Raw genomic sequence first — 25258 nt, forward strand, 5'->3', positions numbered from 1 at the left:
GCCCTCCGTGGGACCACCCCCGACGCGTTGGGCTTTCGGCCTACTCCCTCCCGCCCGCCTCCGGCCCGACCACCGCGCGGAACCGATGCACCGGCGGCGGCATGGGCGAGTCCGGGCCCTTGACGCTCTTCCAGATGATCTCGTTCAGGCGGTGCATGGGCGCGTCGTCGGCGTCGGCGAAGTTCATCTTGGCGCTTTCGCGGGCGCCGTAGGCCTTGGGCGAGTTCATCTCGTTGACGTCGTACTGCGCCGGCAGGCCCTTGAAGGGCGTCAGGTCCGGCGTGGTGCCGAACACCGCGTAGAAGGGCGTGGCGGCCGCGTCGTACTGGCTGAGCGGCGGCAGGCCGAGCAGCAGCTCGATCGAACGCACCATCGAGCTCGTCGTGTAGAGCGTGGAGTCGACGGTCCCGCGCTTGATGTAGGGGCTGATCACCAGGCAGGCGGTGCGGCGCGCGTCCACGTGGTCGGGGCCGTCCTGGGCGTCGTCCTCCATGATGAAGACGGCGGTCTCCGGCCAGTACTTGCTGTGGGTGATGCGCTCCAGCATCTGGCCGAGCGCCACGTCCTGGTTGGCGACCATGGCCCTGGGGCTGAACGACTTGGGGTCGGTGCCGTGGGTGTGGTTCTCCTGCATCGACATGACGATGTAGTTGGGCAGGCGCTTCTCGGGGTCATGTGAGTCGAAGTTCTTCTCGTACTCGCTGAACTCCTGGAGGAAGACCTTGGCGTTCTCGGTGTCGCGCACCCGGTTCTGCAGATAGTTGGGCGAGACGTGGCCGACCAGGCCGTTGGCGCCGGAGATCTGCAGCATCGGCTCACCGGTGGAGGCGCGCGTCGCATATTCGCCGTAGCTGCGGTAGGTCAGGCCCCTGCGCTTGGCCGCGTCCCACAGGTAGCCGCCGGACGGCATGTAGGCCATGGACCGCCAGGTGGACTGGCTGTGGCCGCCGTATTCGGTGGGCCAGGACTTCTCGTTCTGGTCGGTGGCGTAGGCGGCGTTGGCCCAGGAGTGGCCGTCCTTGCTGACATCGCCGTCGGCGTAGCAGTTGTCGAAGGCCGCGAACTGCTCGGCCATGGCGTGCTGGTTGGGCGTGATCTGGCGGCCGAAGATCGCCAGGCGCGGGTCGCCGTTGGTGCGCGGCAGGTCGCCGTAGACCTGATCGTAGGTCCGGTTTTCCTTGATGATGTAGATGATGTGCTTGATCGGCGAGCCTGCGCCCACCTTGCTCGGCATGATGCTGGGGGTGCGGAACGGCCGGGCCTCGGCCAGCAGCTTGTCGTTGTAGGGGGTGTCGGCGAACACCTGCTTCGTCCAGGCGGCGAGATGCGTCCGCAGGCCGGCCAAGGGCACGCGCTCGACGCTGCTGCGCTGCACGGTCTTGATCGTCTCGTCGCCGTTGAACTTCGACGCCAGCGGGCTGGTCGGGCCTTTCAGCGTCGGGTGGCCGGACTCGCCCTTGGTGGCGCCGATGTAGAGGACGTCGCCCTTCTCGCCGAGGGTCAGCGCCGAGGGGTACCAGCCGGCCGGAATGAAGCCCAGGACCTCGCTGGTCTCGCGCTTTTTCACGTCGATCACCGCCACGTCGTCGTTGTCCGCGTTGGCCACGAACAGCAGCTTGCGCTTGGCGTCGAGCGCCAGCGCGTTGGGCGTCGAGCCCAGCGGCGCCTTGGGATACAGCGCGATCGAGATCACCTGCATCACCGTTCCGGTGCGGGTGTCGATCACATAGACGGTGTTCTCGTTGGAGCAGGCGACGAACAGGCGCCCGTCGGCGCTGAGCGCCATGTCGTTGGGGTTGAAGCCCACGGGGATGGTCTTGACGACCTTCTCCGCCGCGATGTCGACCACGCTGACGCTCTTGTCGCCCCAGTCGGAGACGTAGAGCCGCTTGCCGTCGGCGCTGAGCGCCAGCTCGTAGGGGCTGACGCCGACGCGGATGCGTTTCTTCACCGCGCCGGTCTTGGCGTCGAAGGCCACGACGTCGGTGGCGTCCATCGAGGTGCCGCGGTTGGCGGCCCAGACCAGGCCGCGCTTGGCGTCGGCGTGGACGCCGGACCACCAGGTCTGGTCGGTGGGCAGCTTGTCGGTGAACTGGGCCTTGGGCGTCGGGTCCAGCCGGCCGTTGGCGTAGGCCAGGGCATAGATCGGGCCGAGGCTCGCCGCCTCCTTCTTCTCGCCGTTGGCGTTGCCGCCGGAGACGTAGAGGGTCTTGCCGTCGGCCGACCAGGACATGCCGAGCCAGGTGGTCTTCAGCGGCACTTCCTGCACCACCTTGTGGGTCTTGGCGTCGATGACCGAAAGGCCGTGCGGCGTGTAGCCGGAGTGCATGGCGACGATCACCCGCCCGTCGGGCGAGGGCAGCATCTTCAGGATCAGGTCGTTGAGGTCGGCGACGACCTTCCCGGCCGGGGTCACCCGCCAGCCGTTGGGGAGATCGAAGCCGTTCCCGGCGGGCAGGGCGCCCGGCAGAGCCGTGGTCGCCTCGCCGATCGGCCGGGGCTTGGGCGCGGGCTCGGCCGCCAGGTTCAGGGCGCCCAGGCCGATGGCCGCGGCGGCCAGCCAGAGGGCGGGGAACGGACGCATGCGCTGTACTCCGGCTCGAACCTTGACCTTGCAGGGTCCGACCATGCGCGCGGCGCCTATTCGGCGCAACGGATCAGCCGCCCCTAGATCCTGGACATATCCAGGAGGCGGCTTTGCCCCCGGTTTGCGATGGCTTGATGACAGGCCGGTCGGGCGGCCTAGAAGCTGCGCGGGGTGGGCAGCGCCGGCGCGGGCGTCCAGCTGACGGTCGAGGTCGTGGTGGTGTGGACCGGGCTCGCCGGGCGGACCTGCGGGTCGGCGGCGGGCGCGGCGGCCGGTTCATAGACCACCAGGCCCTGGCTGCGCTCGACCACCTCGGCGCGGCCTTCGGCGGCCGGGGCGTTGTCGGCCAGCTTGTAGATCAGTTGCGCGCGGGCGGTGACCTTCTGGGTCTCGCGCAGATAGACCTGCTGGGCCTGCGGGCCCTGGTCCTGCGGGGTGTCGACGCCCACCGCCCGGGCGGGCGCGGCGACGGCCGCCCCCGTGCAGATGGCGGCGCAGATGACGGTTCCGGCGATCAGCTTGCCCATGGCGCAAGGCCTCCAGCTTCCACGGTGAAACTAAGACACCCGCGGTCTGGGTCCCAGTTAAGCTTTGGTCATTCGGCCGGCTCGACCAGCTCGGTGGCCATCAGCTCGGGCCGCGAGCGGCGCAGGGCCGCGACCGCGAACACCACCGCGCCGCCCCAGATGAACACGAAGGAGGCGGCCCTGAGCGGCGTGAACGCCTCGCCCTGCGCCACGCCGATGACGAAGCCGCTGGTGGGCCCTAAGAACTGCAGGAAGGCCAGCGACGAGAGCGGGATCCGCCTGGCCGCCCAGGAGAACAGCACCAGCGGCACGGCGGTGAACGGCCCGCAGGCCAGCAGCCAGGCCGTGGCCGGCAGGCTCTTGCCGAGGTGGCCGACGCCCGAGCGCTGCAGCCAGACCACATAGGCCAGGCCGAACATCGCCAGCACCAGGCACTCGATCAAGAGGCCCGTCTGCGCCGAGGCCGCCACGCGCTTGCGCACGATGCCGTAGCCGCCGAAGCTCAGCGCCAGCGCCAGGGAGACGATCGGCAGGCCGCCGACCGCGACGGCCTGCACAGCGACGCCCACCACCGCCAGCGCGATGGCCAGATAGCCCAGCCGGTCGATCTTCTCGTTGAAGATCAGCGCGCCGGCCGCCATGCCGAGCAGCGGGTTGATGTAGTAGCCAAGCGCCGTCTCCAGCACCCGGCCGGAGTTCACCGCCCAGATGTAGATGCCCCAGTTGCCGGCGATCAGCAGCGACGACAGCGTCAGCCAGGCCAGCGTGCGCCGGTTGCGCAGCACCGCGGCCACCTCGCGCCCCTGACCCGCCAGCACGACGAACAGCGCTGCGATCGGCACGGCCCAGACCGTGCGGTTGGCGAGGATCTCCCACGGGGTCATCCCTAAGTGTCCCATGGCCTGGAACACCAGGGGCACGACCCCCCAGATGAGGTAGCAGACGATCGCCGCGGCCAGAGCCGGGCGGGAGTCGCCGCCCGGCGCCGGCTTAGTCATGGCGTCAGGCGAGGGCTTTTTGGCGGATCAGGCCGCGCTCGTGGAGCAGCTCTGCGATCTGCACGGCGTTGAGCGCGGCGCCTTTTCGCAGATTGTCCGAGACCACCCACATGTTCAGGCCGTTCTTGACGGTCGGATCGTTGCGGATGCGGCTGACGAACACCGGGAACTCGCCCTGGGCTTCCTTCGGCGTCATGTAGCCGGTGGAATCCCGCTTATCGATGACGATCACGCCGGGGCTTTCGCGCAGGATGTCGCGCGCCTCGTCCTCGTCGAGCGGCTCGTGGAACTCGATGTTCACGGCTTCCGAGTGGCCGACCATCACCGGCACGCGCACGCAGGTGACCGTCAGCGCGATGTCCGGATCGAGCATCTTGTGGGTCTCGTTCCACATCTTCTGCTCTTCGTCGGTGTAGCCGTCGTCCTTGAACTCCCCGATGAAGGGGATGACGTTGAAGGCGATCTGCTTGGGGAACTTGTTCGGCGGGGTCGCCCCCAGCACGAAGACGTTCTTCGTCTGGTCGAACAGTTCGTCCATGCCTTCCTTGCCGGCGCCCGACACCGATTGATAGGTCGAGACGACGACGCGCTTGATCCGCGCGCGGTCGTGCAGCGGCTTGAGCGCCACCACCAGCTGCACGGTCGAGCAGTTCGGGTTGGCGATGATGTTCTTGCGGTTCGCCCACATCGCGTCGTCCGGATTCACTTCCGGCACGATCAGCGGGACGTCGGGGTCCATGCGCCAGGCCGACGAATTGTCGATGACGATGGGACCGGCCGCGGCGATCTTCGGCGACCATTCCTTGGAGAAGATCCCGGACACGCTCATCAGCACGATGTCGACCTTGGCGAAGTCGAACTGGGCGATGTCCTCGCAACGGACGATCTGATCGCCGAAGGAGACTTCCACACCGATGGATTTGCGCGACGCGATCGCATGAATTTTCTCCACGGGGAAGTTCACTTCCTCGAGGATATTCAGCATTTCGCGGCCCACATTGCCCGTGGCGCCAACAACGGCCACCCGGTAACCCATCGCGGTTCTCCTTGGTCTTGAGGGAGCGGTTCGTTACGCCCTGCGCCCCCGCGACGCAAGGCGAGGGATACTGAAAGCCGGTTGCAGAAGTGCTGAGATGGTCAGGGCGTGGCGAATGCGCAACCCGCTTACCTCCCCCATTGCGGCAGCAATGGCGGGAGGGGGACCACTCGCCGCAGAGCGAGTGGTGGAGGGGGCGAGCCACAAGCTCGACATTTGAGCTGCTCGAAAGACCCGCAACGCCTGAGGCATGCCCCCTCCACCCTCGGCTCTTCGCTGCGCTTGGCCGAGGGTCCCCCTCCCGCCGCTGCGCGGGGGAGGTAAGGACAGCCGCGCGGACTGCGGCTTAAATCTCATGGCAGCCAGTTTGCCTCTGGGTCCGAGCAACTCAAGGACGCGCCAAAGGCGCGCCGCGAGGCGGGCGGCCAAAGAGCCGCTCCTTGACTTGCTCGGACCCAGAGGCTCGCATCATCCATGAGATCTAAGGCGGGGTGGCATCTTGAAAGATGCGCCCTCGGGGAGCGCGAAGATGACCACCGGCATGCCCTTCTCCGACCTGATGGGCGTCGAGATCGTCGAGCGCGAGAAGACCCGCGTCGTCGGGCGGATGACGGTGCGCGACGACCTCTGCACGTCCGGCGGCATCCTGCACGGCGGCGCCTACATGGCGTTTGCCGACGCGCTGGGCGCCATCGGCGGGGTGCTGAACCTTGCGCCCGGCGCGCGGACCGCGACGCTGGAGAGCAAGACCAACTTCCTGCGCGGCGCGCCGGTGGGCTCGACCGTCACCGGCGAGGCGACGCCGCTGCACATCGGCCGCCGCTCCAGCGTCTGGCAGACCCGCATCACCAACGACGAGGGCAAGCTGATGGCGCTGGTCACCCAGACCCAGATGACCGTCGAGGGTTAGGGCGCCTTGGCCACGAGAGCGGCCAGCACCGCGCGGGCGGCGTCTCGCGGTTCGCCGCGCTCATCGCTGCTGTTCTGGAAGACGCCGGCGAACAGCCGCCGCGCCGGAACCCAGAAATCGTAGGCCATGAAGCCGATCGAGCTGCCGCCGTGGTGCAGCACCCGCTCGCCGCCGATCTGGGAGACATACCAGCCGAGGCCATAGCCGGTGGGCTTGCCGTCGAGGGTGCGGACTGCCTCGCCGGCCAGATTGAGCATCCGGCGGCCGACGATCTCGCCCCGGCCAAGCGCGGCGTACCAGCGGGCCATGTCCGCAGGCGTCGAGAGGAACCCGCCGGCCGCGTAGCCGATGGTCTGGCTGAAAGCGCGCGCGTTGCGCCAGGGGCCGCCGCCTTCGCGTTCGTAGCCGAGCGCCCGCCCCGGGATCACCGCGCCCACGTCGCCGTAGCGCGTGCGCGTCATGCCGGGCGCCAGCACATGGCGGACGATGTGGTCGGCGTAGGGCTCGCCGGTGGTGGTCTCGATGATCTTGCCGAGCAGCCAATAGTTGAGATTGCTGTAGCCCCAGCGCGCGCCGGGCGGCGCGGTCAGCGGCCGGTCGCGGAAGGGCGCCAGCAGCTCGCCCGGCGAGCGGTCGACGAGCGGCTGCGCGAAGATCGCCGCCATGTCGCCGGTAAGCCCCGAGGTCTGGCTGAGCAGGTTGCGCAGGGTGATCGGCCGCCAGGCCGTTGGGCAATCGGCGAGCCGCAGCGCCAGGCTGTCGTCCAGGGAAAGCCCGCCCGCCTCGATGAGCCTGAGGGTGGCGACCGCGGTGAACTGCTTGGTCAGCGAGGCGATGCGCACGACGCTGTCCGCGCCCATGGGAACGCCCAGCTCCAGCTCGGCGAGGCCGAAGCCCCGGGCGTAGGCGATCCGCTCGCCGCGCGCGGCGATGGCCACCGCGCCGGGCCCATCGGCGGGATAGTCGGCGGCGAGGCGCCGCGTTACGGCGGCCCAGGGCCTCGCGGCAAGGGCGGCGCCAGGCGCGAGTGCGCAGGCCGCTGCCCCGCCCAGCAAATGTCTGCGGCCAGGGATCATCGGGCGTAGCTGGCGGCGGCGCGGTCGAGACCCCGCGCCAGGTCCGCGCGCGAGAGCCAATGGCCGTTGATCATCACGCCCATCGGGGCCCGTAAGGCTGTCAGGTCCTTGAGCGGATTGCCCTCGACCAGCACCGCGTTCGCGGTCTTGCCGGGCGCCAGTTCGCCGAGATCCGCGAAGCCGGGAACGACCCGCGCCGGGACCGCGGTGGCGGTGCGCAGCGCCTGGTAGGGGGTGACCCCGCTCTCGACCATCGCCTCCAGCTCCTCGTGCAAGCTTTCGCCGGGCGTGATCATCGGGTTCAAGGCGTCGGTGCCCGCCACCACCGGCACGCCGGCGGCGACGAAGGCGCGCAGCAGGACGCCGTCTTGCCGGTAGAGTTCGCGGAAGAAGGCGGGGTCGGCCTTGCCGTCGGCGTAGCCGTTGTTGGGCTTCGACCAGAAGGCCTTCACCGCCAGCGGCGGGACATATTTCACGCTCGGCCGCGAAATCATCCCCTCGTAGTCGGCGATCTGGCGCAGCGCATTGGTCTCCACCTGCAGGGTCGAGGAGACGAAGCAGCCGCAGGCGAGGAGTTCCTGGACGTAGGTCTGGGCGTCGCTGTCGCGCTTCATGGCCAGCGCGAAATTGTCGAGGTGGGCGACGGCGTGCTGGCCGGCGGCGAGCACATCGGCGACGCTCAGGCCCTGGCCCTGCGAGATGTGGCCGTCGACATAGAGCCCGCGGACCTTGGCCTGCGCCAGGATCGCGCGGAACACCTCGGGCCTCAGGTTGTCGCGCACCTTGATGAAGTCGTAGCCGGCCGTGGCGTATTCATCGACCGCCGCCCGGCCGGCGTCCGGTGTCGTCACGACCCGGGTGATCGGCTCGGGGATCACCGGCGGGGCGCCGGACAGCATGGGGCTGGCTGTCACCAGGCGCGGAAAGGCTGAGCGCAGGCCCTTCTGGCTGTCGCGGAAGGCCAGGATGTCCGGCCCGCCCGACATGACCCGCACGCCGGTGACGCCATTGGCGAGGTAGAGGGCGAAGCCGGCCGGGAAATCGACCGGCGGCGCGCCCCTGATCCCGAAGGCCTGGGCGAAGCCGGCGGTGTCCAGATGGACGTGGAGGTCGTTCAGGCCCGGCAGCAGATAGCGCCCGTGGCCCTCGACGGTCACGCGGCAGGCAAGCGGCGAAGCGCCCGCCTTGACGATGGCGACGATGCGCCCACCCTGCACCTGGACGGTGCGGTCGGGCAGGACGGTCTCGCGGCTCATCGGCACGACGTTGACGTGAGCGATGGCGAGGTCGCAGCGCGCCGCGGCCCTGCCAGGTCCGGCGAGGGCGAGGAGAAGGAGCGCGGGGATCAGGCGGCGGAGCAACATGCGGGGTCCTTGGACGACGACGCCCCGGCCTAGGCGCAATGCGCCCGCCGCGCGCGGCCGCGCAGGTCCGCAAATGCGTTCGAGGTCCGTTTCGTGGGCGTGGTGACCGCGTCCGGCCTGGCGGCCATCGCGCTCGAGGCGGCGGCCGGCGTGCTGCTCGCGCTCTACGCCGCGGTTCTGGCGACCGCGCCCAGCGACCGTTCGCGGGCCGGCCTGTTCCTGTCGGCGCTCTGCGCGGTGGTGGCCCTGATGCTGGGGGCGAACCTGGCGCAGCAGATCGCCCACTGGCCGCGCCTGGGCGATCTGGTGCTGTTCCTCGACCTCATGGCGCCGGCGCTGGTGCTGCAGCTGGTGCGCCAGGCGAGGAGCCCGCCGCCCCGCCTTTCGGCCCTGGATCTTCTGCACCTCGCCCCAGCGCTGGCGGGGCTCGCGCTCTGGGAGAGCGGGCGGGCGCCGGCGATGGACGCCTATGTCATCGGCGTCTGGAGCCTCTACCTCGCCGCCGCCGTGCGCGGCTTCCTGGTGGGCCGTAACGCCTATGGGTCGGCGGCGACCTGGCGGCTGCTGGCCGGCGTGCTGATCGCGGCGGGGCTGGTGCTTGGGCTGCGCCTGGTGATCGTGGCCCAGGCCTCGGCGAGCGGCTCGTTCCTGGGCGCGCCCGGCTACCTGGCGGTGCTGGCGGTGTCGCTGGCGGCGGCCTGCCTGGCGCTCTTCTGGGCGCTGCGCCGCGCCTTGCGCCGCGCGCCGCTGATCGCCGCCTACGCCGCCGAGGGCGAGCCGGACTTCGACAGCCTGGACGCGCGGCTGGCGGCGGTGATGGCGGGACAGCCCTTCCTCGACCCGGCGCTCGGCCTGGACGGTCTCGCCCGCGCCCTGGGCGCCGCGCCGCGGCAGGTCTCGCGCCTGATCAACGAGCGCCACGGCGGCAACGTGGCCGCCTTCCTCAACCGCCACCGCGTGGAGGCCGCGGCCGCTCGCCTGCTGGCCGAGCCCGGGGCGCCGATCAAGACGGTGATGTACGACGCGGGCTTCACCTCGAAGAGCCTGTTCAACGCCGAGTTCCAGCGCCGCCTGGGGATGAGCCCCAGCGCGTACCGACAGCGCCGCGCCGGCGAGACGCCGGCGAAGCCGCCTACGCGCCCGCCATCTTCAGGATCGCGGACCATTCGGCGGGCCTGACCGGCGAGACCGACAGCCGGCCCTGGCGGATCATCTCCAGGGCGGCGAGCGCCGGATTGGCCTTCATCGCCTGCAGGCTGACGGGCTTGGGCAGGGCGCGGACCGGCGCCAGCTCGACGGCCACGAAGCGGCCTGCCGGATCGCTGGGATCGAGGAACGACTCCTTCACGACCTTGGCCACGCCCACCACCTCAAGTCCCTCCTGGGAGTGGTAGTAGAGCACCTCGTCGCCCAGCTTCATCGCCTTCAGGTGCAGGGCGGCGGCGTTGTTGCGCACCCCGTCCCAGACGGTCTTGCCGTCCCGTTGCAGGTCGCCGAAGGCGTATTTGTTGGGCTCTGATTTCACCAGCCAGTACGCCATCGGATCTCCCCGCCGGTCTTGGTTCGAGGCGCGACAGGATCATGCGGCCGCGCGGCTTGGCAAGGTCGAATGCCCCTTCCGTTTGTCGCGATCGCCCCGTTGACGAAGCTCGCGACGACACCCCATGTCCCGCGCCTGGAGGGACTCCCCAAATGACGACTGGGCCGACGAAGACACCTGAACGCGCCGCCCTGACGCGGGCCGCCGAGCACGCCTTCGCCTGGCTCGATGGCCTGGACGCGCGGTCGGTCGCCACCACCGCCACTCTGGAGGAGATGCGCGCGCGGCTGGGTCGGCCGCTGGCCGCGCAGGGCGTCGCGCCGGTGCAGGTGATCGACGACCTGGTGGCCGACGTCGAGGGCGGCATCCTCGGCTCGCAGAGCGGGCGGTTCTTCGGCTGGGTGATCGGCGGCGGCCTGCCGGCGGCGATGGCGGCCGACTGGCTGACCACCGCCTGGGACCAGAACGCCGGCATCCACGCCTGCGGACCGGCCGCCTCGGTGGTCGAGGAGGTCGCGGCGGGCTGGCTGAAGGACCTTTTCGGCCTGCCGGATCAGACCAGCGTCGGCTTCGTGACCGGCACCCAGATGGCGCACGCGACCTGCCTGGCGGCCGCGCGCCACGCGGTGCTGCGCGACGGCGGCTGGGACGTGGAGGCCAAGGGCCTGGCCGGGGCGCCGCCGATCCGCATCCTGGCCAACGCCGACCGCCACGGCTCGGTGGACCGCGCGGTGCGGTTCATGGGCCTGGGCTCGGACAACATCGTCCCGCTGCCGATGGACGAGGCCGGCTGCGTGGCGCCCGAGGGGCTGCGCGCGGCCTTGGCTGAGGACGGCGGCCCGACGATCGTGGTGCTGCAGGCCGGCGAGCTGAACCGCGGGGCCTTCGATCCGTTCGGGAAGCTCGCGCCCATGGCCCGCGCGGCCGGCGCCTGGACCCATGTGGACGGCGCCTTTGGCCTCTGGGCGCGCGCGACGCCCACCCATCGCGGCCTCGCCGAGGGGATCGAGCTCTGCGACAGCTGGACGACCGACGCGCACAAGTACCTGAACGTCCCCTACGATTCCGGCCTCGCCTTCGTCCGCGACGCCCAGGCCCACCGGGCGGCCATGACGCTCGCCACCAGCTACCTGCCGGCCGGCGGCGCGGCCCGCGACCAGATCGACTGGAACCCGGAGTTCTCCCGCCGCGCACGGGGGTTCGCCCTCTACGCCGCCCTGCGCGAGCTCGGCCGCGAGGGCGTCGCCGACCTCGTCGACCGCACCTGCCGCTATGCGCAGGCGATCACCGCGGGCATCGGCGCGCTGGCCGGGGCCGAGGTCGTGACCTCGTCGCATCTCAACCAGGGGCTGGTGCGGTTCCTCTCGCCGCAGGCCGGGGCCACCGAGGCCGACCACGACGCGCGCACCGACCAGGTGATCGCGGCGATCAACGCCGGCGGCGAGGCGCTGTTCGGCGGCGTCACCTTCCGCGGGCGGCGCTGCATGCGGGTCAGCGCCTGCAACTGGCGCACGACCGAGGCCGACGTGGCGCGGACCGTCGAGGCGGTGCGGGTGGCGCTCACCGCAAATAGTTGACTCCGTCAAGTAACTGGAGCCTGCTGGCGTTCGGGAGATCGCCATGCTTGCCGACCATCCGCCTGCCGATGCCGCCGATCCGGTCGCCGCGGTCCGTCGCTTCAACCGCTTCTACACCCGCGCCATCGGCCTCTTGGAAAAGGGCTACCTCGGCACCTCCTACACCCTGGCCGAGGGCCGGGTGCTCTACGAGATCGCCAAGGGCGATGGGGTCACGGCGAAGGCGGTGGGCGAGATCACCGGCCTCGACGCCGGCTACCTGAGCCGCATCCTCGCCCGCTTCGAGCGCGACGGCGTGGTCAGCCGCGAACGCTCCGCCACCGACGGCCGCAGCGCGCTGCTGCGGCTGACCGAGCACGGCGCGGCGGTGTTCGCCCCCTTCGACCGGCGCTCCGACGCCCTGGTGGAGGGTATGATGGGCGGGCTCTCGCACGCCGGCCGCGCGCGGTTGACGGAGGCGATGGCGCAGGTGGAGACCCTGCTGGGCGCGAAGGCCGACGGGCCGGTGCGGCTGCGCCGCCACCAGGCGGGCGACATGGGCTGGATCGTCGAGCGCCACGGCGTGACCTACGCCCGCGAATACGGCTGGAACGGCCACATCGAAGCCGAGACGGCGCGGATCTGCGCCGATTTCCTGGACCGCTACGACGCGACGATGGAGCGCTGCTGGATCGCCGAGCGGGAGGGTGAGCGGATCGGCTGCGTTTTCCTGGTGAGGGACGAAGACCCCGGCGTCGCGCGGCTGCGCCTGCTGATGCTGACGCCGGCCGCGCGGGGCCTGGGCCTCGGCAAGCGGCTGGTGGCGCAGTGCGTCGACTTCGCCCGGGCCGCCGGCTACCGCGAGATCGTGCTCTGGACCCACGCGGTGCTCGTCGCCGCGCGCGGCATCTACGCCGCCCAGGGCTTCGAGCTGGAGCGCACCTGGGTGCACGACGACTTCGGCCACGACGAGGTCAGCGAGACCTGGCGGCTGAAGCTGTGACGCCGGCGGGCGTCCAGATCCGGCGCGCGGAGTCGGCGGGCGACCTCGCCGCCGTCGCGGCGCTGTTCGAGGCCTATGCGCAGTCGCTGGGCGTCGACCTGGGCTACCAGGACTTCGCCGCCGAGGTCGCCGACCTGCCGGGCAAGTACGGTCCGCCGGGCGGCGAGCTGCTGATCGCCGCCGGACCGGCGGGCGACGTGCTCGGCTGTGTCGCGCTCCGGCCCGAGCGCGGCGGCGACGCCGAGATGAAGCGGCTCTACGTCGCCCCCGCCGGACGCCGGATGGGCCTGGGCCGGGCGCTGGTCGAGGCGATCGTCTCGCGAGCAAGGTCGATCGGCTATTGCGGGATCAAGCTCGACACCCTGCCGACCATGGCCGAGGCGCTGGCGCTCTATCGGCAGACCGGCTTCGGCCCGACGCCGCGCTACTACGACACCCCGGTGGAGGGCACGGTGTTCCTGCGCCGCGCGCTCTAAAGCTCGGCCAGCACCGCGTCGGCCATCTGCAGGGTGGTGAGGCCGCCGCCCAGATCCGGCGTGCGCGCGCCTTTTTCCAGGGCCTTGCCGACCGCGGCGTAGAGCTTGTCCGCCAGGTCGGCGCGGTCCAGCGACCAGCGCAGCGCCATCTCGAAGGAGAGGATCGCGGCCAGCGGATTGGCGATGCCCTGGCCGGCGATGTCCGGCGCCGAGCCGTGGATCGGCTCGTAGAGGCCGGGCGTCCCGGGCTCGCCGAGCGCGGCGGACGGCAGCATGCCGAGCGACCCGGTGAGCTGGGCCGCCTCGTCCGAGAGGATGTCGCCGAACAGGTTGTCAGTGACCATGACGTCGAACTGCTTGGGGTTCTTGACCAGCTGCATGGCGGCGTTGTCGGCCAGGATGTGCTCCAGCTCGACGTCGGCGTAGTCGCGCTTGTGCAGATCCGTGACGACTTGCCGCCAGAGCAAGCCGGTCTCCATGACATTGGACTTTTCGGCCGAGTGGACCTTGTTCTTGCGCTTGCGGGCCAGCTCGAAGGCGACGCGGGCGATCCGCTCGATCTCGAAGGTGGTGTAGACCTGGGTGTCGACGCCGCGCCGCCCGCCGCCGGGCAGGTCCTCGATGCCGCGCGGCTTGCCGAAATAGACCCCGCCGGTCAGCTCGCGCACGATCATCAGGTCGAGGCCCTCGATCACTTCGCGCTTCAGCGTCGAGGCGCCGGCCAGCGGGCCGAAGCAGATGGCGGGGCGCAGGTTCGCGAACACGCCCATGCCGGCGCGTAAGCCGAGCAGGCCGGCTTCCGGGCGCTTGTCGCGCGGCGCATTGGCCCACTTCGGCCCGCCGACCGCGCCCATCAGCACCGCCTTCGACGCCTTGGCGGTGGCCAGCGTCTCGTCGGTGAGCGGGCTGCCGAGCTCGTCGAAGCTCTGCCCGCCGAAGGGGCGCTCGTCGATCTTCAGGTCGTTGGCGAGGCGGGTCGCCACGCGGCGCACCTGCGCGGTCACCTCGGGCCCGATCCCGTCGCCGGGCAGGAGCAGCAGGTCGGTCATGGGTGGGCCTTCAGGCTAGAGCGCGTTCCGAGGCCGTCTCGTAGGCGAAGAGCTTGCGGTCGGAAACCCCATGCTCGGCGCAGGCGGCCCGCCAGACGGCCATGTGCGGCGCCTTGAAATGGGCGTCGATGGCGGCCTGGTCGCGCCAGACCTCGAAGACGCGGATCAGGCCGGGCTCGGCGACGTCCTCGCCATAGCTGTAGGTCAGGCAGCCGTCCTCGGCGCGGCTGGCCGCCAGCATCCGCAGCTGGTGCGGTCTGAGGCCGGCCAGTTGGTCGGGCGGCACGCGGACCGTGCCGGCGATGATGATGCTCATGGTCAGTCCTTCAGGCGTCTTCGAGCCAGGGCCGGTCCAGCGCCCGCTTCATCTCGTAGGTGTCGATCTCGGAGGCCGCCAGCAGGGTCTCGCCGATGGCGTCCAGGCCTTTGAGCATCTTTTCCTTGCGCTGCGGATCGATCTCAAAGGCGAACTGGCGGCCGGAAGGGCTGACCACGGTCTGGGCCTCCAGGTCGACGGTGACCAGGTGGTTGCCGCCCTTGGCCTCCTCCATAAGCGCCTGCACCTCGTCGGCCTTCAGGACCACGGGCAAGAGGCCGTTCTGGAAGCAGTTGTTGTAGAAGATGTCGGCGAAGCTGGTGGAGACCACGCAGCGGATGCCGAAGTCCATCAGCGCCCAGGGCGCGTGCTCCCTGGACGAGCCGCAGCCGAAATTGTCGCCGGCCACCAGCACGCCCGCGCCCTTGTACTCGGGGCGATTCAGCACGAAGTCCGGCTTGACCTTGCCCTCGCCGTCGAAGCGCAGGTCGTAGAACAGGCCCTTGGCCAGGCCCTCTCGCTCCACCGTCTTGAGGAACTGCTTGGGGATGATCTGGTCGGTGTCGATGTTGGCCAGCGGCAGCGGCGCGATCTTGGCGTCCAGGCGGGTGAAGGCGTCCATCAGGCGGTTTCCAGCTCGGGTGACGGCATCAGCATGAGCGTCGGCGCGCCGCCCGGCGCGTCGCGCACGGTGAACACCTTGGTGCCGGGCTTGCGGCCGGGGCGGACCTCGGAGACGTCGAAGCCGGCGGCGGCGATGCGGGCCTGGGCGGCGTCGGGATCGCTGACCCGCCAGGCCAGGCCGCCGAAACGGTCGGCCTCGTCGGTGACAGGCCCTTTGAGGCTCGCGCCCACCTCGAACACCGCGCCGCCGCAGCGGAAGAACAGCTGGCGCGCGCCCCACCGCTCGTTGGCCCGGTCCAACCGCAGGTCGAGGCCGAACTTGGCCCCATAGAGGCCCAGCGCCCGGTCGGGATTGGGGGTGTGGACGACGATGTGGTCGAGCGCCGGCACGCTCGCGTCCTCGGGCCCGATGGCGGGCGAGGGCGCCGCGCCGATCCGGCCCGGCGTCAGCACGAAGTCGAGGCCGGCGGCCTTCACCCGGGCGACTTGGGCGTAGGGCTCGACGTCGAGGCCGCGGCGGCTCAGCAGACGGCCGGCGGCGGCCACGTCGTCCACCTGGAAGGCGGCGATCCACAGCCCCTCGCCGGCGAAGTCCAAGCGTGCGTTGACCCGGTCGCCCGCCGCGCCCTCGCCGCTTGGCGCGATCACCTCCAGCGCCATGTTGCCCAGGTGGAACCAGGCGCGGTTGGCCCCGTCGCGCGGCTCCAGCTCCGGCTCGCGGCCCAAGAGGCGGCGATAGCCGTCGACCGCGGCGTCGAAGTCGCGGACCGCGATGGCCACGTGGTCCAGGCCCCTGATCAGAGGGGGGATCAGGGGCGGGCTCACAGGTAGTCCCTGACGTCGGCGATGTGGCCCGCGATGGCGGCGGCGGCGGCCATCACCGGGCTCATCAGGTGGGTGCGCCCGGCGCGGCCCTGGCGGCCCTCGAAGTTGCGGTTGGAGGTGGAGGCGCAGCGCTGGCCGGGGCCGACCTTGTCGGGGTTCATGGCCAGGCACATGGAGCAGCCGGGCTCGCGCCATTCGAAGCCGGCGGCCAGGAAGATCTCGTCGAGGCCCTCCTCTTCCGCCTGGGCGCGGACCAGGCCCGAGCCCGGGACGACCATGGCGCGCACGTGGCTGGCCACCGTTCGGCCCTCCACGATCTTCGCCGCGGCGCGCAGGTCCTCGATCCGGCTGTTGGTGCAGGAGCCGATGAACACCACGTCGACCTTGGCCTGGCTGATCGGCTGGCCGGCGGTGAGCCCCATGTACGCGAGCGCGCGCTCGGCCGAGGCGCGCTTGTCGGGCGTCTCGAAGCTGGCCGGGTCGGGCACGCGGTCGGTGACGGCGATCACGTCCTCGGGGCTGGTGCCCCAGGTGACCAGGGGCGCGATCTTGGCCGCATCCAGCACGATCTCGCGGTCCCAATGCGCGTCGTCGTCGGAGAAGAAGCTCTTCCAGTAGGAAAGCGCCATTTCCCAGGCCGCGCCCTTGGGCGTTGCGGGCCGCCCACGCAGATAGTCGAAGGTGGTCTCGTCCGGCGCCACCAGGCCCGCCCTGGCGCCCGCCTCGATGGTCAGGTTGCAGAGGGTCATGCGCCCTTCCATCGAGAGCGCCCGGATCGCCGAGCCGGCGTATTCGATGACATAGCCCGTGCCGCCGGCGGTGCCGATCTCGCCGATCACCGCCAGCGCATAGTCCTTGGCGCCGACGCCCGGGATCGGCTCGCCGTCGATGGTGACCCGCAGGTTCTTCGACTTCTTCTGGCGCAGGGTCTGGGTGGCCAGCACATGCTCGACCTCCGAGGTGCCGATGCCCTGGGCCAGCGCCCCAAAGGCGCCGTGCGTCGAGGTGTGGGAATCGCCGCAGACGATGGTCATGCCGGGCTGGGTCCGGCCCTGCTCGGGGCCCACCACATGGACGATGCCGTTGCGGATGTCGCCCATCGGGAAGAACTCGATCCCGTAGTCGCGCACGTTGCGCTCCAGCGTCTGGAGCTGCAGCCGCGCCTCTTCGTCCGCCACGGCGGCGACGCCCAGCGCCTGGCCCTCGGTCGGCACATTGTGGTCGGCGACCGCCAGCGTGCGGTCAGGCCGGCGCACGCCGCGCTTGGCGGCGCGCAGGCCCGCGAAGGCCTGCGGCGTGGTCACCTCATGGATCAGGTGCAGGTCGATGTAGAAGATCGACTCGCCGTCCTGGTCAGCCACCAAGTGGCTGTCCCAGATCTTGTCGTAGAGCGTCTTGCCGGAAGATTTTGCAGCGGGGGGCATGAGCGGCATGTAGGTCCGCGACCCCACGCACGTCTAGTGCTGCGGCGCCGCATTTCTACGGTGTGCGGCGCAATTTCCTGCCCTCACGCCGCCAATTGCGCGACGGGCTGCGGCAGGACGCCCAGGCCGGCAAGCGCCGCGCGCAGGGCGTCGTCCAGCGGCGTGTGCGGCTCGGCGCCCAGGCGGGCGGCGAGCTTGGCGTTGTCCAGCAGCACCGGCTCGTCCCAGAGGTAGCGCATCTCCAGCATCTCCCGCATCGTCTCGTTGAACGGCGCGATGGCGTGCAGCGCGAGCCAGGGCAGGCGGCTCACGGCCAACTTGCGCCCGGCGACCCGCGCCATGGCCGCGACCAGCTCGTCGCCGGTGACGGTGTGGCCGGCCATGTGGAAGACCTCGAAGGCGGCCAGGTCGTCGCGCTCGGCCAGCGTGACCATGGTCTCCGCGACATCGGGCAGATAGGCCCAGCCGTGGGCGACGCCGAGCGGGCCCGGGTACATCACCGAGGTCAGCGGCTTGCCAGGCTTGATGAGGCCCGACGCCATCCAGCTGTTGGCGGTGGTCCTCGGCCCGAAGAAGTCGCCGGCGCGCACGATGATCACCCGCAGACCCGCCTCGTCGGACGCCGCCTTCAGGGCCGCTTCCATCCGCACCCGGATCGCGCCCTTGCGGGTCAGCGGGTGCTGCGGCGAGGCCTCTGTGAGCTTGGGGAAGGCGTCGGGGCCATAGTTGTAGACGGTGCCCGGGAAGAGCAGCTTCGCGCCCGCCGCCTTGGCCGCGGCGATCGACGCGTTCAGCATCGGCAGCTGCAGGCCCGCCCAGTTCCTGTAGCCGGCCGGATTGGCGCCGTGGACGATCAGGCTCGCGCCCTGCGCGGCGGCGGCCACATCGGCCTCGGCCATGGCGTCGCCCTTCACCCAGTCCAGGCCCGCGCGGCCGTGGGTCTGGCGGGCGCGGTCCGGATCGCGGTTCAGCGCCCGCACGCGCCAGCCGCCGGCCAGCAGGCGCTCGGTGACCGCGCCGCCGACGCCGCCCGTCGCGCCGATCACCAGCGCCAGCCTTTGGTCTTTCGAGATCATCGTTATCTCCCTGCCTTGTGGGCGGCAGAGATGCGCCCCATCTCTCCCAAACAGAATTGCCGATTCCTCTGGAACAGGTATTCATCTGCGCATGCCCGGACCGAACGACTGGGACCTGTTCCAAAGCCTGCACGCGGTGCTGGAGGCCGGCACCCTGTCGGCCGCCGCGCGCCTGCGGGGCCTGACCCAGCCGACGCTCGGCCGCCACATCGAGACGCTGGAGCAGCGGCTGGGCTCGCCCTTGTTCCTGCGCAGCCCGCGCGGGCTGCAGCCCACCGACCTGGCGCTGGAGCTGAAGCCGCACCTGCACGACATGTCGGCGGCCGCCTCGGCCGCCGTGCGCGACGCGTCGGGCGCGGCCAACTCCCTGGTCGGCTCGATCCGCGTCTCGGCCAGCGAGATGGTCGGGGTCGAGGTGCTGCCGCCGATGCTCACCAGCTTCCGCGAGGAGCATCCGGGCGTGGTCATCGAGCTCAAGCTCTCCAACATCAATGACGACCTGTCGCGCCGCGAGGCGGACATCGCCGTGCGCATGACGCCGCCCAGCCAGAGCTCGCTGGTCGCCAAGAAGGTGGGCGAGGTGGTCCTGGGCTTCTACGCCGCCCCCGAATACCTGGAGCGGCATGGGACGCCCCAGATGATGGAGGACTTCAAGGGCCACACCATCGTCGGCTTCGACAGCGCCGCCAGCATCCGCGACGTGCCCGGCATCAACATGCCGGTCAGCCGCGAGCTCTTCACCTTCCGCTCGGACAGCGACCTGGCCCAGACCGCCGCCGTGCGCGCGGGCTTCGGCATCGGCGTCGTCCAGACCGGCCTCGCCCGCCGCTGGGGCCTGGTACGGGTGCTGCCGAACTTCGACTTCTTCCAGATGGGCTGCTGGATCGTCATGCACGAGAACCTGCGCGGCAGCCGGCGCATGCGCCTGATGTTCGACCACCTGGTCGAGGGCTGCACCGCCTATGTCCGCGAGAGCCGCGAGCCCCGGTGAGCGCCGCGCGTTATGAGGGCGGCTGCCTCTGCGGGCAGGTGCGCTGGCGGGCCACGGCCGAGCCGATCAATGTGCGCCTCTGCCACTGCCGCAACTGCCAGCGCGCCACCGGCGGCCCCTATTTCGCCCGGGCGCTGTTCAACGCCCCCGACGTGACCCGCGCCGGCGAGACCACCCGCTGGGCGTCCTCGGCCCGGCTGCATCGCCTGTCGTGCGCCAACTGCGGGACGCCGGTCTTCGCCGAGCCGCAGGACGGGCCTTGGCTGGCGGTGGCGGTGACGACGCTGGACGACCCGCAGGCGCTTAGGCCCGGCAGCCACATCTGGGTCAGCCGCAAGCTCGACTGGACGGTGATCGACGACGGTCTGCCGCAGTATCCGGAAGGGAATTGAGCTTCAGATCCTCCCCCAGCGCAGCGGCGGGAGGGGGACCATCGGCCGAAGAGCCGATGGTGGAGGGGGCAAGCCTCACACGCGGCGGGTCGACCGGGCTATCTTGAATTCAGTTGAGGTGGCTCGCCCCCTCCACCACTCGCTCTTCGGCGAGCGGTCCCCCTCCCGCCGTTTCACGGGGGAGATACGAAAACGGCGGCCGCATCGCTGCGGCCGCCGTCTCGAATTCGTTGAACCGTTGGAAGCCTAGGCTTCCTCGGTCTCCGGGGTCTCGTCCACCGCGCGGGCGCCCATGGCGCGTTCGGCGATGCGGGCCGACTTCCCGCGGCGGTCGCGCAGGTAATAGAGCTTGGCGCGGCGGACGACGCCGCGGCGCTTCACTTCGATGGATTCGATGTTGGGGCTCATCACCGGGAACAAGCGCTCGACGCCTTCGCCGAAGCTGATCTTGCGCACCGTGAAGCTCTCGTTGATGCCCTGGCCGCCGCGGGCGATGCAGACGCCCTCATAGGCCTGGACGCGTTCGCGCTCGCCTTCCTTGATCTTCACGTTCACGCGCACGGTGTCGCCCGGCTGGAACTCGGGGATCTTGCGGACGGCGAGGAGGCGGTCGGCCTCTTCCTTCTCGAGGGTCTCGATCACGTTCATGGTCTTCATCCTTTGTGGGGCTTTGAGCGCCCTTTGGTTGTCAGTTGGCGGGACGCCGCGCCCATAAGTCCGGCCGCTGCTCCCGCGTGGTCTTCTCCCGCTGCGCCTGCCGCCACTTCCGAACCTCGGCGTGGTTGCCGCCCAGCAGCACCTCGGGGATGTCGAGCCCTTCGAACGTCCGCGGCCTGGTGTACTGCGGATGCTCGAGGAGCCCGTCCTCGAAGCTTTCTTCGGCCAAACTCTCCGCCTGCCCCAGAACGCCAGGGACCAGCCGAACGCAGGCCTCGATCGCCACCAACGCCGCCGCCTCGCCACCGGCCAGGACCGCGTCGCCCACGGCGACCTCCTCGAACCCGCGGGCCTCGATGACCCGTTGATCCACCCCTTCGAACCGACCGCACAGCACGATCAATCCAGGCCCTAGGGCCCACTCACGCACGCGCGCCTGGGTCAGGGGCCGGCCCCGGGCGCTCATGTACAAAAACGGCCGGCCGCGCCGCTCCACGCTGTCCAGCGCAGAGGCGATCACGTCCGCCCGCATCACCTGTCCAGGGCCGCCACCCGCGGGGGTGTCGTCGAGGAAGCCGCGCTTATCTTTGGAAAAGCCGCGAATGTCCACTGTTTCCAACGACCAAAGCCCCTGTTCGCGCCAGGCGGTCCCGATCAGCGAGACGCCGAGCGGGCCCGGAAAGGCCTCGGGAAACATGGTCAGCACGGTGGCGTCGAAGGACATGGCGGGTCCTAAGGGCGCGGGATGGGCGCGAGGTCAAGCCTTGCCGCGACGGTACGCCGCGCGTAATCCAGCCGCCTTCGCACCCGCAGCATGAGCCCGTCGATCCCCATGAGCACCGCCAAGGTGGAAACCGAGAACCTGTCGCAGACGCTCCAGCTGGAGCGGATCGAGGTGAACCTGTTCCGCGGGACCACGGCGGACAACTCGCCCGGCCGCATCTTCGGCGGCCAGGTGATCGGCCAGTCGCTGCTGGCGGCCTACGAGACGGTGCCCGACCGCATCTGCCACTCGCTGCACTGCTATTTCATCCGCCCCGGCGACCCCACCGTGCCCATCGTCTTCGAGGTCGACCGCAGCCGGGACGGCGGCAGCTTCACCACGCGGCGGGTGATCGCGATCCAGCACGGCCAGCAGATCTTCAACCTCGCCGCCTCCTTCATGGAGGAGCAGGACGGCTTCGAGCATCAGGCCGAGATGCCCAAGGTGAAGCGCTGGGACGAGCTGCCGGACGAGGCCGAGATGCAGCGCGAGGCCATGGCGCGGATGAAGGACCTGCCGGAAGAGGCGAAGCGCTGGATGTCGCGCCCGCGGCCGATCGAGATGCGCTCGTCGGACGCCCGCAGCTATTTCCAGGGCGGCGAGGCCAAGGACCCGGAGAGCAACGTCTGGTTCCGCTGCCGGGAGCCGATCGGCGACGACCAGCACATGCATCAGGTGATCATGGCCTACGCCTCGGACATGAACCTGTTGTCCACCGCCATGCGGCCGCACAAGGTCCACTGGCAGACGCCGGGCTTCCAGTCGGCCAGCCTCGACCACGCCATGTGGTTCCACAAGAAGACCAACTTCAACGACTGGCACCTCTATTCGCAGGACAGCCCGTCGGCCTCCGGCGGCCGCGGCTTCATCCGCGGCTCAATCTACGCGGCGGACGGGACCCTAGTGGCCAGCGTGGCCCAGGAAGGCCTGATGCGGATGCGCAAGCCGAAGGGCTAGCAAAAGACAGATGCTCCCCCACAGGGGGAGCTGTCAGCGAAGACTGACTGAGGGGGTTTCCTCTCCGGCGCTCAGGATGTCGGCGTTCGCAGACGTGGCGGGTGAAACCCCCTCCGTCTCGCGGCTGCGCCGCGAGCCACCTCCCCCTGTCGCGCGCGGAGCGCGCTGGTGGAGGATTTAAGTCTATTCCACCTCGTCCGGCCGCACCGCCACGATGCGGCCCGCCTCGACCTGCACTTCCGGCACGGCCTCTTTGGTGAAGGGCAGCCACCAGCTTTCGCCGGCGATGGGGGCGACTTCCAGCAGGTCGCCGGCGCCGAAGTCGCGGACGGACCGCACCTTGCCCAGGAGGTCGCCCTCCAGGCTCACCACATCCATGCCGATCAGATCGGCGACGTAGAACTCATCCTCGTCGTCGGGCTCGGGCAGGCGCGCGCGGGGGATGAACAGCTTCAGCCCCCGGGCGGCCTCGGCCTGTTCGCGGGTCTCGATTTCCTGGGCGCGGGCGACCACGCCGCCCTTGGCGACGCGGCCCGCCGTGAGCGTGAGGGCGGGCGAGCCGTCCTCATGCAGCAGGGTCTTGTAGTCCACCAGCGCCATCGGCTCGGCGGTGAAGCTGGTGATGCGGACCTCGCCGCGGACGCCAAAAGCGCCCGCCACGCGGCCCACCATGATCAGGTCGGAAGGGTTATCGACCACGACATTCCCCCAATCCGCTCACCCCGGCGAAAGCCGGGGCCCAAGCTGAATCGCCGTATGGGTCCCGGCTTTCGCCGGGATGAGCGGAGTCGGTGTTAGCCTTCGGCGGTTTCTTCACCGGCGGCTTCGGCGGCCGGAGCCTCCTCAGCCGGAGCCTCAGCGGCGGGGGCTTCCTCAGCAGCGGCCTCGGCGGCGGGAGCTTCCTCGGCGGGCGCGGCTTCAGCAGCCGGTTCTTCCGCGGCGGCTTCGGCGGCGGGCGCCTCCTCAGCGGCGGGAGCTTCCTCGGCCACGGCCTCAGCAGCAGGGGCTTCTTCCACCACCGGTTCCGGCTCGGGGGCCGGCGGCGGGTTGTTCTTGGCCTCTTCGATGGCGGCAAGACGATCGGTCTCGCGCTGGGTCTTTTCCGCGGCGCGTTCGACGGCCTTGGTTCCGGGCTTGCCCTTGTTGGGGTTGTTGCCGTGTTCCCACTTCACCAGGTCCAGCTTGCCGAGCTCGCGGGCGACGCGGTCGGTGGGCTGGGCGCCCTTCTTCATCCACTCCTGGATGCGCTCGACCTTCAGGACGACGCGGTTGGGGTCATCCTTCTTCAGGAGAGGATTGTAGCTCCCCACCTTTTCGATGAAGCGGCCATCGCGGGGCGAGTGGCTGTCGGCGACGACGATCGAATAGTAGGGGCGCTTCTTGGCGCCGCCACGGGCGAGACGGATCTTCAGCATTTGTCTTAGTCCTTGGTTTTCTAAGCTATTTCTTGAAGGGGTTGAAGCCGGGGGGCAGGCCGCCGCCCAGGCCGGGGAGTTTGAAGCCGCCGTCGCCCGCCTGGAGCTTGGCCGCCATCTCTTCGATCTCTTTTTCGCTGGGCATCGGCATCTTGCCGCCGCCCAGGTTCTTCAGCCGGTCATTGCCGCCGGGCCCACCCATGCCGCCCAGCATCTGGGCCATCTGGGCGAAGCCCTTGCCGCCGCCCTTGCTCATCATCTTGAAGGCGTCGGCCATCTGGCGGTGCTGTTTCAGCAGCCGGTTGACCTCGGCTACGTCGACGCCGGCGCCGGCCGCGATGCGGCGCTTGCGCGAGGCGGCCAGGATGTCGGGCTTCTTGCGCTCCAGCTTGGTCATCGAGGAGATGATCGCGCTCTGCCGGTCGACCATCTTGTCGTTGATGTTGGCTTCGGCGATCTGCTTCTTGATCTTCTGGACCCCGGGCAGCATGCCCATCAGGCCTTCCATGCCGCCCATGCGCTTCATCTGCTGAAGCTGCTCGGCCATCATGTCCAGGTCGAACTGGCCCTTGGCCAGCCGCTTGGCCATGGCCTCGGCCTTGGCGACGTCCAGCTCCTCGGTGGCCTTTTCGACGAGCGCGACGATATCGCCCTGGCCCAGGATGCGCCCCGCCACGCGGGCGGCGTCGAACACCTCCAGGCCGTCGATCTTCTCGGAGACGCCGAGGAACTTGATCGGCAGGCCGGTGACCGCGCGCATGGAGAGCGCCGCGCCGCCGCGCCCGTCGCCGTCGGCGCGGGTCAGGACCAGGCCGGTCAGCGGCAGGCGTTCGTGGAAGGCTTTCGCGGTGCGCACCGCGTCCTGGCCGGTCAGCGCATCGGCGACCAGCAGGGTCTCGGACGGCTTGGCGATCTTGGCGATCTCCGCCGCCTCGCTCATCATCGCCTCGTCGAGCGTGGTGCGCCCGGCGGTGTCGAGGATGACGACGTCGAAGCCCTGCAGCTTCGCCGACTGCAGCGCGCGCCGCGCGATGTCCGGCGCGGCCTGGCCCGCGACGATCGGCAGGCTGTCGACGCCGGCCAGCTTGGCGAGCGTCGCCAGCTGCTCCATGGCGGCGGGACGGCGCGTGTCCAGCGAGGCCAGCAGGACCTTCTTGCGGTCCTTGGCGAGCTTCAGCGCCAGCTTGCCGGCGGTGGTGGTCTTACCCGAGCCCTGCAGGCCGGCCATCATGATGACCGTCGGCGGGTTCATGGCGATGTTGAGCCCCTCGGGCTCACCCTCGCCGCCCAGCATCTCGACCAGGCCGTCGTAGGTGATCTTGACCACCTGGTCGGCGGGGCGGACGGAGCGGATCACCGCCTCGCCGGTGGCGGCCTCGGTCGCCTTGGCGATGAAGTCGCGGACCACCGGCAGCGCCACGTCAGCCTCGAGCAGCGCGACGCGGATCTCGCGCATCACCTCGGCCACGTCCTTCTCGGACAGCACGCCGCGGCCGCTCAGGCGGTCGAAAACGGAGGACAGACGATCGGTCAGCGCGTCAAACAAACTCGACTCCTGAAGCCCAAACGCAGTCGACCCCCGTGCACGATTGCGTGGACGGGGGGCCTCGCCGCCCTCGTCCCAGATGATACCTGGGGGTCGTGGCGGTAGAGGGCGCTGACCGAGGTTGCGCCGGAAGGGCGCGCTTATGCGCCT

At 70.2% G+C, this 25258-nt stretch carries 26 protein-coding genes; 8 read left to right on the forward strand and 18 right to left on the reverse strand.

Translation table 11 applies throughout. The features are described from left to right. Positions 1 to 40: 40 nt before the first annotated feature. The 4 genes from VKQ35_RS14990 to VKQ35_RS15005 form a co-directional block, all read right to left on the reverse strand. Positions 41 to 2584 carry a bifunctional YncE family protein/alkaline phosphatase family protein gene (locus VKQ35_RS14990; protein ID WP_324362992.1) on the reverse strand — a complete coding sequence of 848 codons (2544 nt, stop codon included), beginning with the start codon at positions 2582 to 2584 and terminating at the stop codon, positions 41 to 43. Between the two features lie 158 nt (positions 2585 to 2742). After that, positions 2743 to 3114 carry a hypothetical protein gene (locus tag VKQ35_RS14995; protein WP_324362996.1) on the reverse strand — a complete coding sequence of 124 codons (372 nt, stop codon included), beginning with the start codon at positions 3112 to 3114 and terminating at the stop codon, positions 2743 to 2745. Between the two features lie 68 nt (positions 3115 to 3182). Next, positions 3183 to 4112 (reverse strand): EamA family transporter RarD, encoded by a 930-nt coding sequence (rarD, locus tag VKQ35_RS15000; RefSeq protein WP_324362998.1) that lies wholly within the window; start codon positions 4110 to 4112, stop codon positions 3183 to 3185. A gap of 4 nt (positions 4113 to 4116) precedes the next feature. Continuing rightward, positions 4117 to 5148, reverse strand: coding sequence for an aspartate-semialdehyde dehydrogenase (locus VKQ35_RS15005; RefSeq protein ID WP_324363000.1), 1032 nt, complete (start codon positions 5146 to 5148; stop codon positions 4117 to 4119). Between the two features lie 529 nt (positions 5149 to 5677). On the opposite strand from VKQ35_RS15005, the gene VKQ35_RS15010 reads away from it, so the two are divergent. Beyond that, positions 5678 to 6058: a PaaI family thioesterase gene (locus VKQ35_RS15010; protein ID WP_324363002.1), complete on the forward strand. Its 381-nt coding sequence runs from the start codon at positions 5678 to 5680 to the stop codon at positions 6056 to 6058. On the opposite strand, the gene VKQ35_RS15015 is transcribed toward VKQ35_RS15010, so the two are convergent. Together VKQ35_RS15015 and VKQ35_RS15020 are read right to left on the reverse strand one after the other, a co-directional pair. Then, complete coding sequence (locus VKQ35_RS15015; protein WP_324363004.1) at positions 6055 to 7134, reverse strand: serine hydrolase domain-containing protein; 1080 nt, start codon at positions 7132 to 7134, stop codon at positions 6055 to 6057. The two genes, VKQ35_RS15010 and VKQ35_RS15015, sit on opposite strands and share 4 nt — an antisense overlap. Then, the gene (locus VKQ35_RS15020) at positions 7131 to 8498 is read right to left on the reverse strand and encodes an amidohydrolase family protein (protein ID WP_324363006.1); all 1368 of its coding nucleotides are present in this window, start codon (positions 8496 to 8498) and stop codon (positions 7131 to 7133) included. Before VKQ35_RS15020 ends, VKQ35_RS15015 begins: the two co-directional genes overlap by 4 nt. A 93-nt stretch (positions 8499 to 8591) precedes the next feature. Between VKQ35_RS15020 and VKQ35_RS15025 the strand changes: the two genes are divergently transcribed. Next, entirely contained in the window at positions 8592 to 9677 is a 1086-nt protein-coding gene (locus VKQ35_RS15025) for a helix-turn-helix domain-containing protein (RefSeq protein ID WP_324363008.1), read from the forward strand. Here VKQ35_RS15025 and VKQ35_RS15030 read toward each other — a convergent pair. Continuing rightward, on the reverse strand, positions 9631 to 10038 hold the full coding sequence (locus VKQ35_RS15030; RefSeq protein ID WP_324363010.1) for an EVE domain-containing protein: 408 nt from the start codon (positions 10036 to 10038) through the stop codon (positions 9631 to 9633). The genes VKQ35_RS15025 and VKQ35_RS15030 overlap by 47 nt on opposite strands. A gap of 152 nt (positions 10039 to 10190) precedes the next feature. On the opposite strand from VKQ35_RS15030, the gene VKQ35_RS15035 reads away from it, so the two are divergent. From VKQ35_RS15035 to VKQ35_RS15045, 3 genes are read left to right on the forward strand one after another with little or no spacing between them, the layout of a single operon-like run. Next, positions 10191 to 11615, forward strand: coding sequence for a pyridoxal phosphate-dependent decarboxylase family protein (locus VKQ35_RS15035; RefSeq protein WP_324363012.1), 1425 nt, complete (start codon positions 10191 to 10193; stop codon positions 11613 to 11615). Positions 11616 to 11658: 43 nt separating this feature from the next. Then, the gene (locus tag VKQ35_RS15040; protein ID WP_324363014.1) at positions 11659 to 12597 is read left to right on the forward strand and encodes a helix-turn-helix domain-containing GNAT family N-acetyltransferase; all 939 of its coding nucleotides are present in this window, start codon (positions 11659 to 11661) and stop codon (positions 12595 to 12597) included. Then, positions 12594 to 13073: a GNAT family N-acetyltransferase gene (locus VKQ35_RS15045; protein WP_324363016.1), complete on the forward strand. Its 480-nt coding sequence runs from the start codon at positions 12594 to 12596 to the stop codon at positions 13071 to 13073. The genes VKQ35_RS15040 and VKQ35_RS15045 overlap by 4 nt, the downstream gene beginning before the upstream one ends. Here VKQ35_RS15045 and leuB read toward each other — a convergent pair. The 6 genes from leuB to VKQ35_RS15075 form a co-directional block, all read right to left on the reverse strand. Continuing rightward, the gene (leuB, locus tag VKQ35_RS15050; RefSeq protein WP_324363018.1) at positions 13070 to 14122 is read right to left on the reverse strand and encodes a 3-isopropylmalate dehydrogenase; all 1053 of its coding nucleotides are present in this window, start codon (positions 14120 to 14122) and stop codon (positions 13070 to 13072) included. The genes VKQ35_RS15045 and leuB overlap by 4 nt on opposite strands. A 10-nt stretch (positions 14123 to 14132) precedes the next feature. Beyond that, positions 14133 to 14438: a putative quinol monooxygenase gene (locus VKQ35_RS15055; protein WP_324363020.1), complete on the reverse strand. Its 306-nt coding sequence runs from the start codon at positions 14436 to 14438 to the stop codon at positions 14133 to 14135. A gap of 10 nt (positions 14439 to 14448) precedes the next feature. Then, positions 14449 to 15060, reverse strand: a complete 612-nt coding sequence (leuD, locus tag VKQ35_RS15060) for a 3-isopropylmalate dehydratase small subunit (protein ID WP_324363022.1) — start codon at positions 15058 to 15060, stop codon at positions 14449 to 14451. Further along, complete coding sequence (locus tag VKQ35_RS15065; protein ID WP_324363024.1) at positions 15060 to 15887, reverse strand: VOC family protein; 828 nt, start codon at positions 15885 to 15887, stop codon at positions 15060 to 15062. The genes leuD and VKQ35_RS15065 overlap by 1 nt, the downstream gene beginning before the upstream one ends. Continuing rightward, positions 15884 to 17311, reverse strand: coding sequence for a 3-isopropylmalate dehydratase large subunit (leuC, locus tag VKQ35_RS15070; protein ID WP_324363073.1), 1428 nt, complete (start codon positions 17309 to 17311; stop codon positions 15884 to 15886). Before leuC ends, VKQ35_RS15065 begins: the two co-directional genes overlap by 4 nt. A gap of 83 nt (positions 17312 to 17394) precedes the next feature. Next, the gene (locus VKQ35_RS15075; RefSeq protein WP_324363026.1) at positions 17395 to 18387 is read right to left on the reverse strand and encodes an NAD-dependent epimerase/dehydratase family protein; all 993 of its coding nucleotides are present in this window, start codon (positions 18385 to 18387) and stop codon (positions 17395 to 17397) included. Between the two features lie 91 nt (positions 18388 to 18478). Between VKQ35_RS15075 and VKQ35_RS15080 the strand changes: the two genes are divergently transcribed. Together VKQ35_RS15080 and VKQ35_RS15085 are read left to right on the forward strand one after the other, a co-directional pair. Beyond that, complete coding sequence (locus tag VKQ35_RS15080) at positions 18479 to 19378, forward strand: LysR family transcriptional regulator (RefSeq protein ID WP_324363028.1); 900 nt, start codon at positions 18479 to 18481, stop codon at positions 19376 to 19378. Further along, a complete protein-coding gene (locus VKQ35_RS15085; protein ID WP_324363030.1) occupies positions 19375 to 19770 on the forward strand; it encodes a GFA family protein in 396 nt (131 codons plus the stop codon). Before VKQ35_RS15080 ends, VKQ35_RS15085 begins: the two co-directional genes overlap by 4 nt. A gap of 246 nt (positions 19771 to 20016) precedes the next feature. Here the strand turns inward: VKQ35_RS15085 and rplS are convergent, their stop codons facing one another. Together rplS and trmD are read right to left on the reverse strand one after the other, a co-directional pair. Further along, a complete protein-coding gene (rplS, locus tag VKQ35_RS15090) occupies positions 20017 to 20418 on the reverse strand; it encodes a 50S ribosomal protein L19 (RefSeq protein ID WP_324363032.1) in 402 nt (133 codons plus the stop codon). A gap of 40 nt (positions 20419 to 20458) precedes the next feature. Next, positions 20459 to 21151, reverse strand: a complete 693-nt coding sequence (trmD, locus tag VKQ35_RS15095) for a tRNA (guanosine(37)-N1)-methyltransferase TrmD (RefSeq protein WP_324363034.1) — start codon at positions 21149 to 21151, stop codon at positions 20459 to 20461. A gap of 108 nt (positions 21152 to 21259) precedes the next feature. Here trmD and tesB point away from each other — a divergent pair, with 108 nt between their 5' ends. Further along, positions 21260 to 22147 (forward strand): acyl-CoA thioesterase II, encoded by an 888-nt coding sequence (gene tesB, locus VKQ35_RS15100; RefSeq protein ID WP_324363036.1) that lies wholly within the window; start codon positions 21260 to 21262, stop codon positions 22145 to 22147. Between the two features lie 183 nt (positions 22148 to 22330). On the opposite strand, the gene rimM is transcribed toward tesB, so the two are convergent. From rimM to ffh, 3 genes are all read right to left on the reverse strand, one after another. Then, positions 22331 to 22846: a ribosome maturation factor RimM gene (gene rimM / locus VKQ35_RS15105; RefSeq protein ID WP_324363038.1), complete on the reverse strand. Its 516-nt coding sequence runs from the start codon at positions 22844 to 22846 to the stop codon at positions 22331 to 22333. A 95-nt stretch (positions 22847 to 22941) separates the two neighbouring features. Then, complete coding sequence (gene rpsP / locus VKQ35_RS15110) at positions 22942 to 23562, reverse strand: 30S ribosomal protein S16 (protein WP_324363040.1); 621 nt, start codon at positions 23560 to 23562, stop codon at positions 22942 to 22944. 25 nt (positions 23563 to 23587) lie between these two features. Further along, on the reverse strand, positions 23588 to 25108 hold the full coding sequence (ffh, locus tag VKQ35_RS15115) for a signal recognition particle protein (RefSeq protein ID WP_324363042.1): 1521 nt from the start codon (positions 25106 to 25108) through the stop codon (positions 23588 to 23590). Positions 25109 to 25258 lie beyond the last annotated feature (150 nt).

It is taken from the genome of Phenylobacterium sp. (assembly GCF_035309685.1).
Lineage (GTDB): Bacteria > Pseudomonadota > Alphaproteobacteria > Caulobacterales > Caulobacteraceae > Phenylobacterium.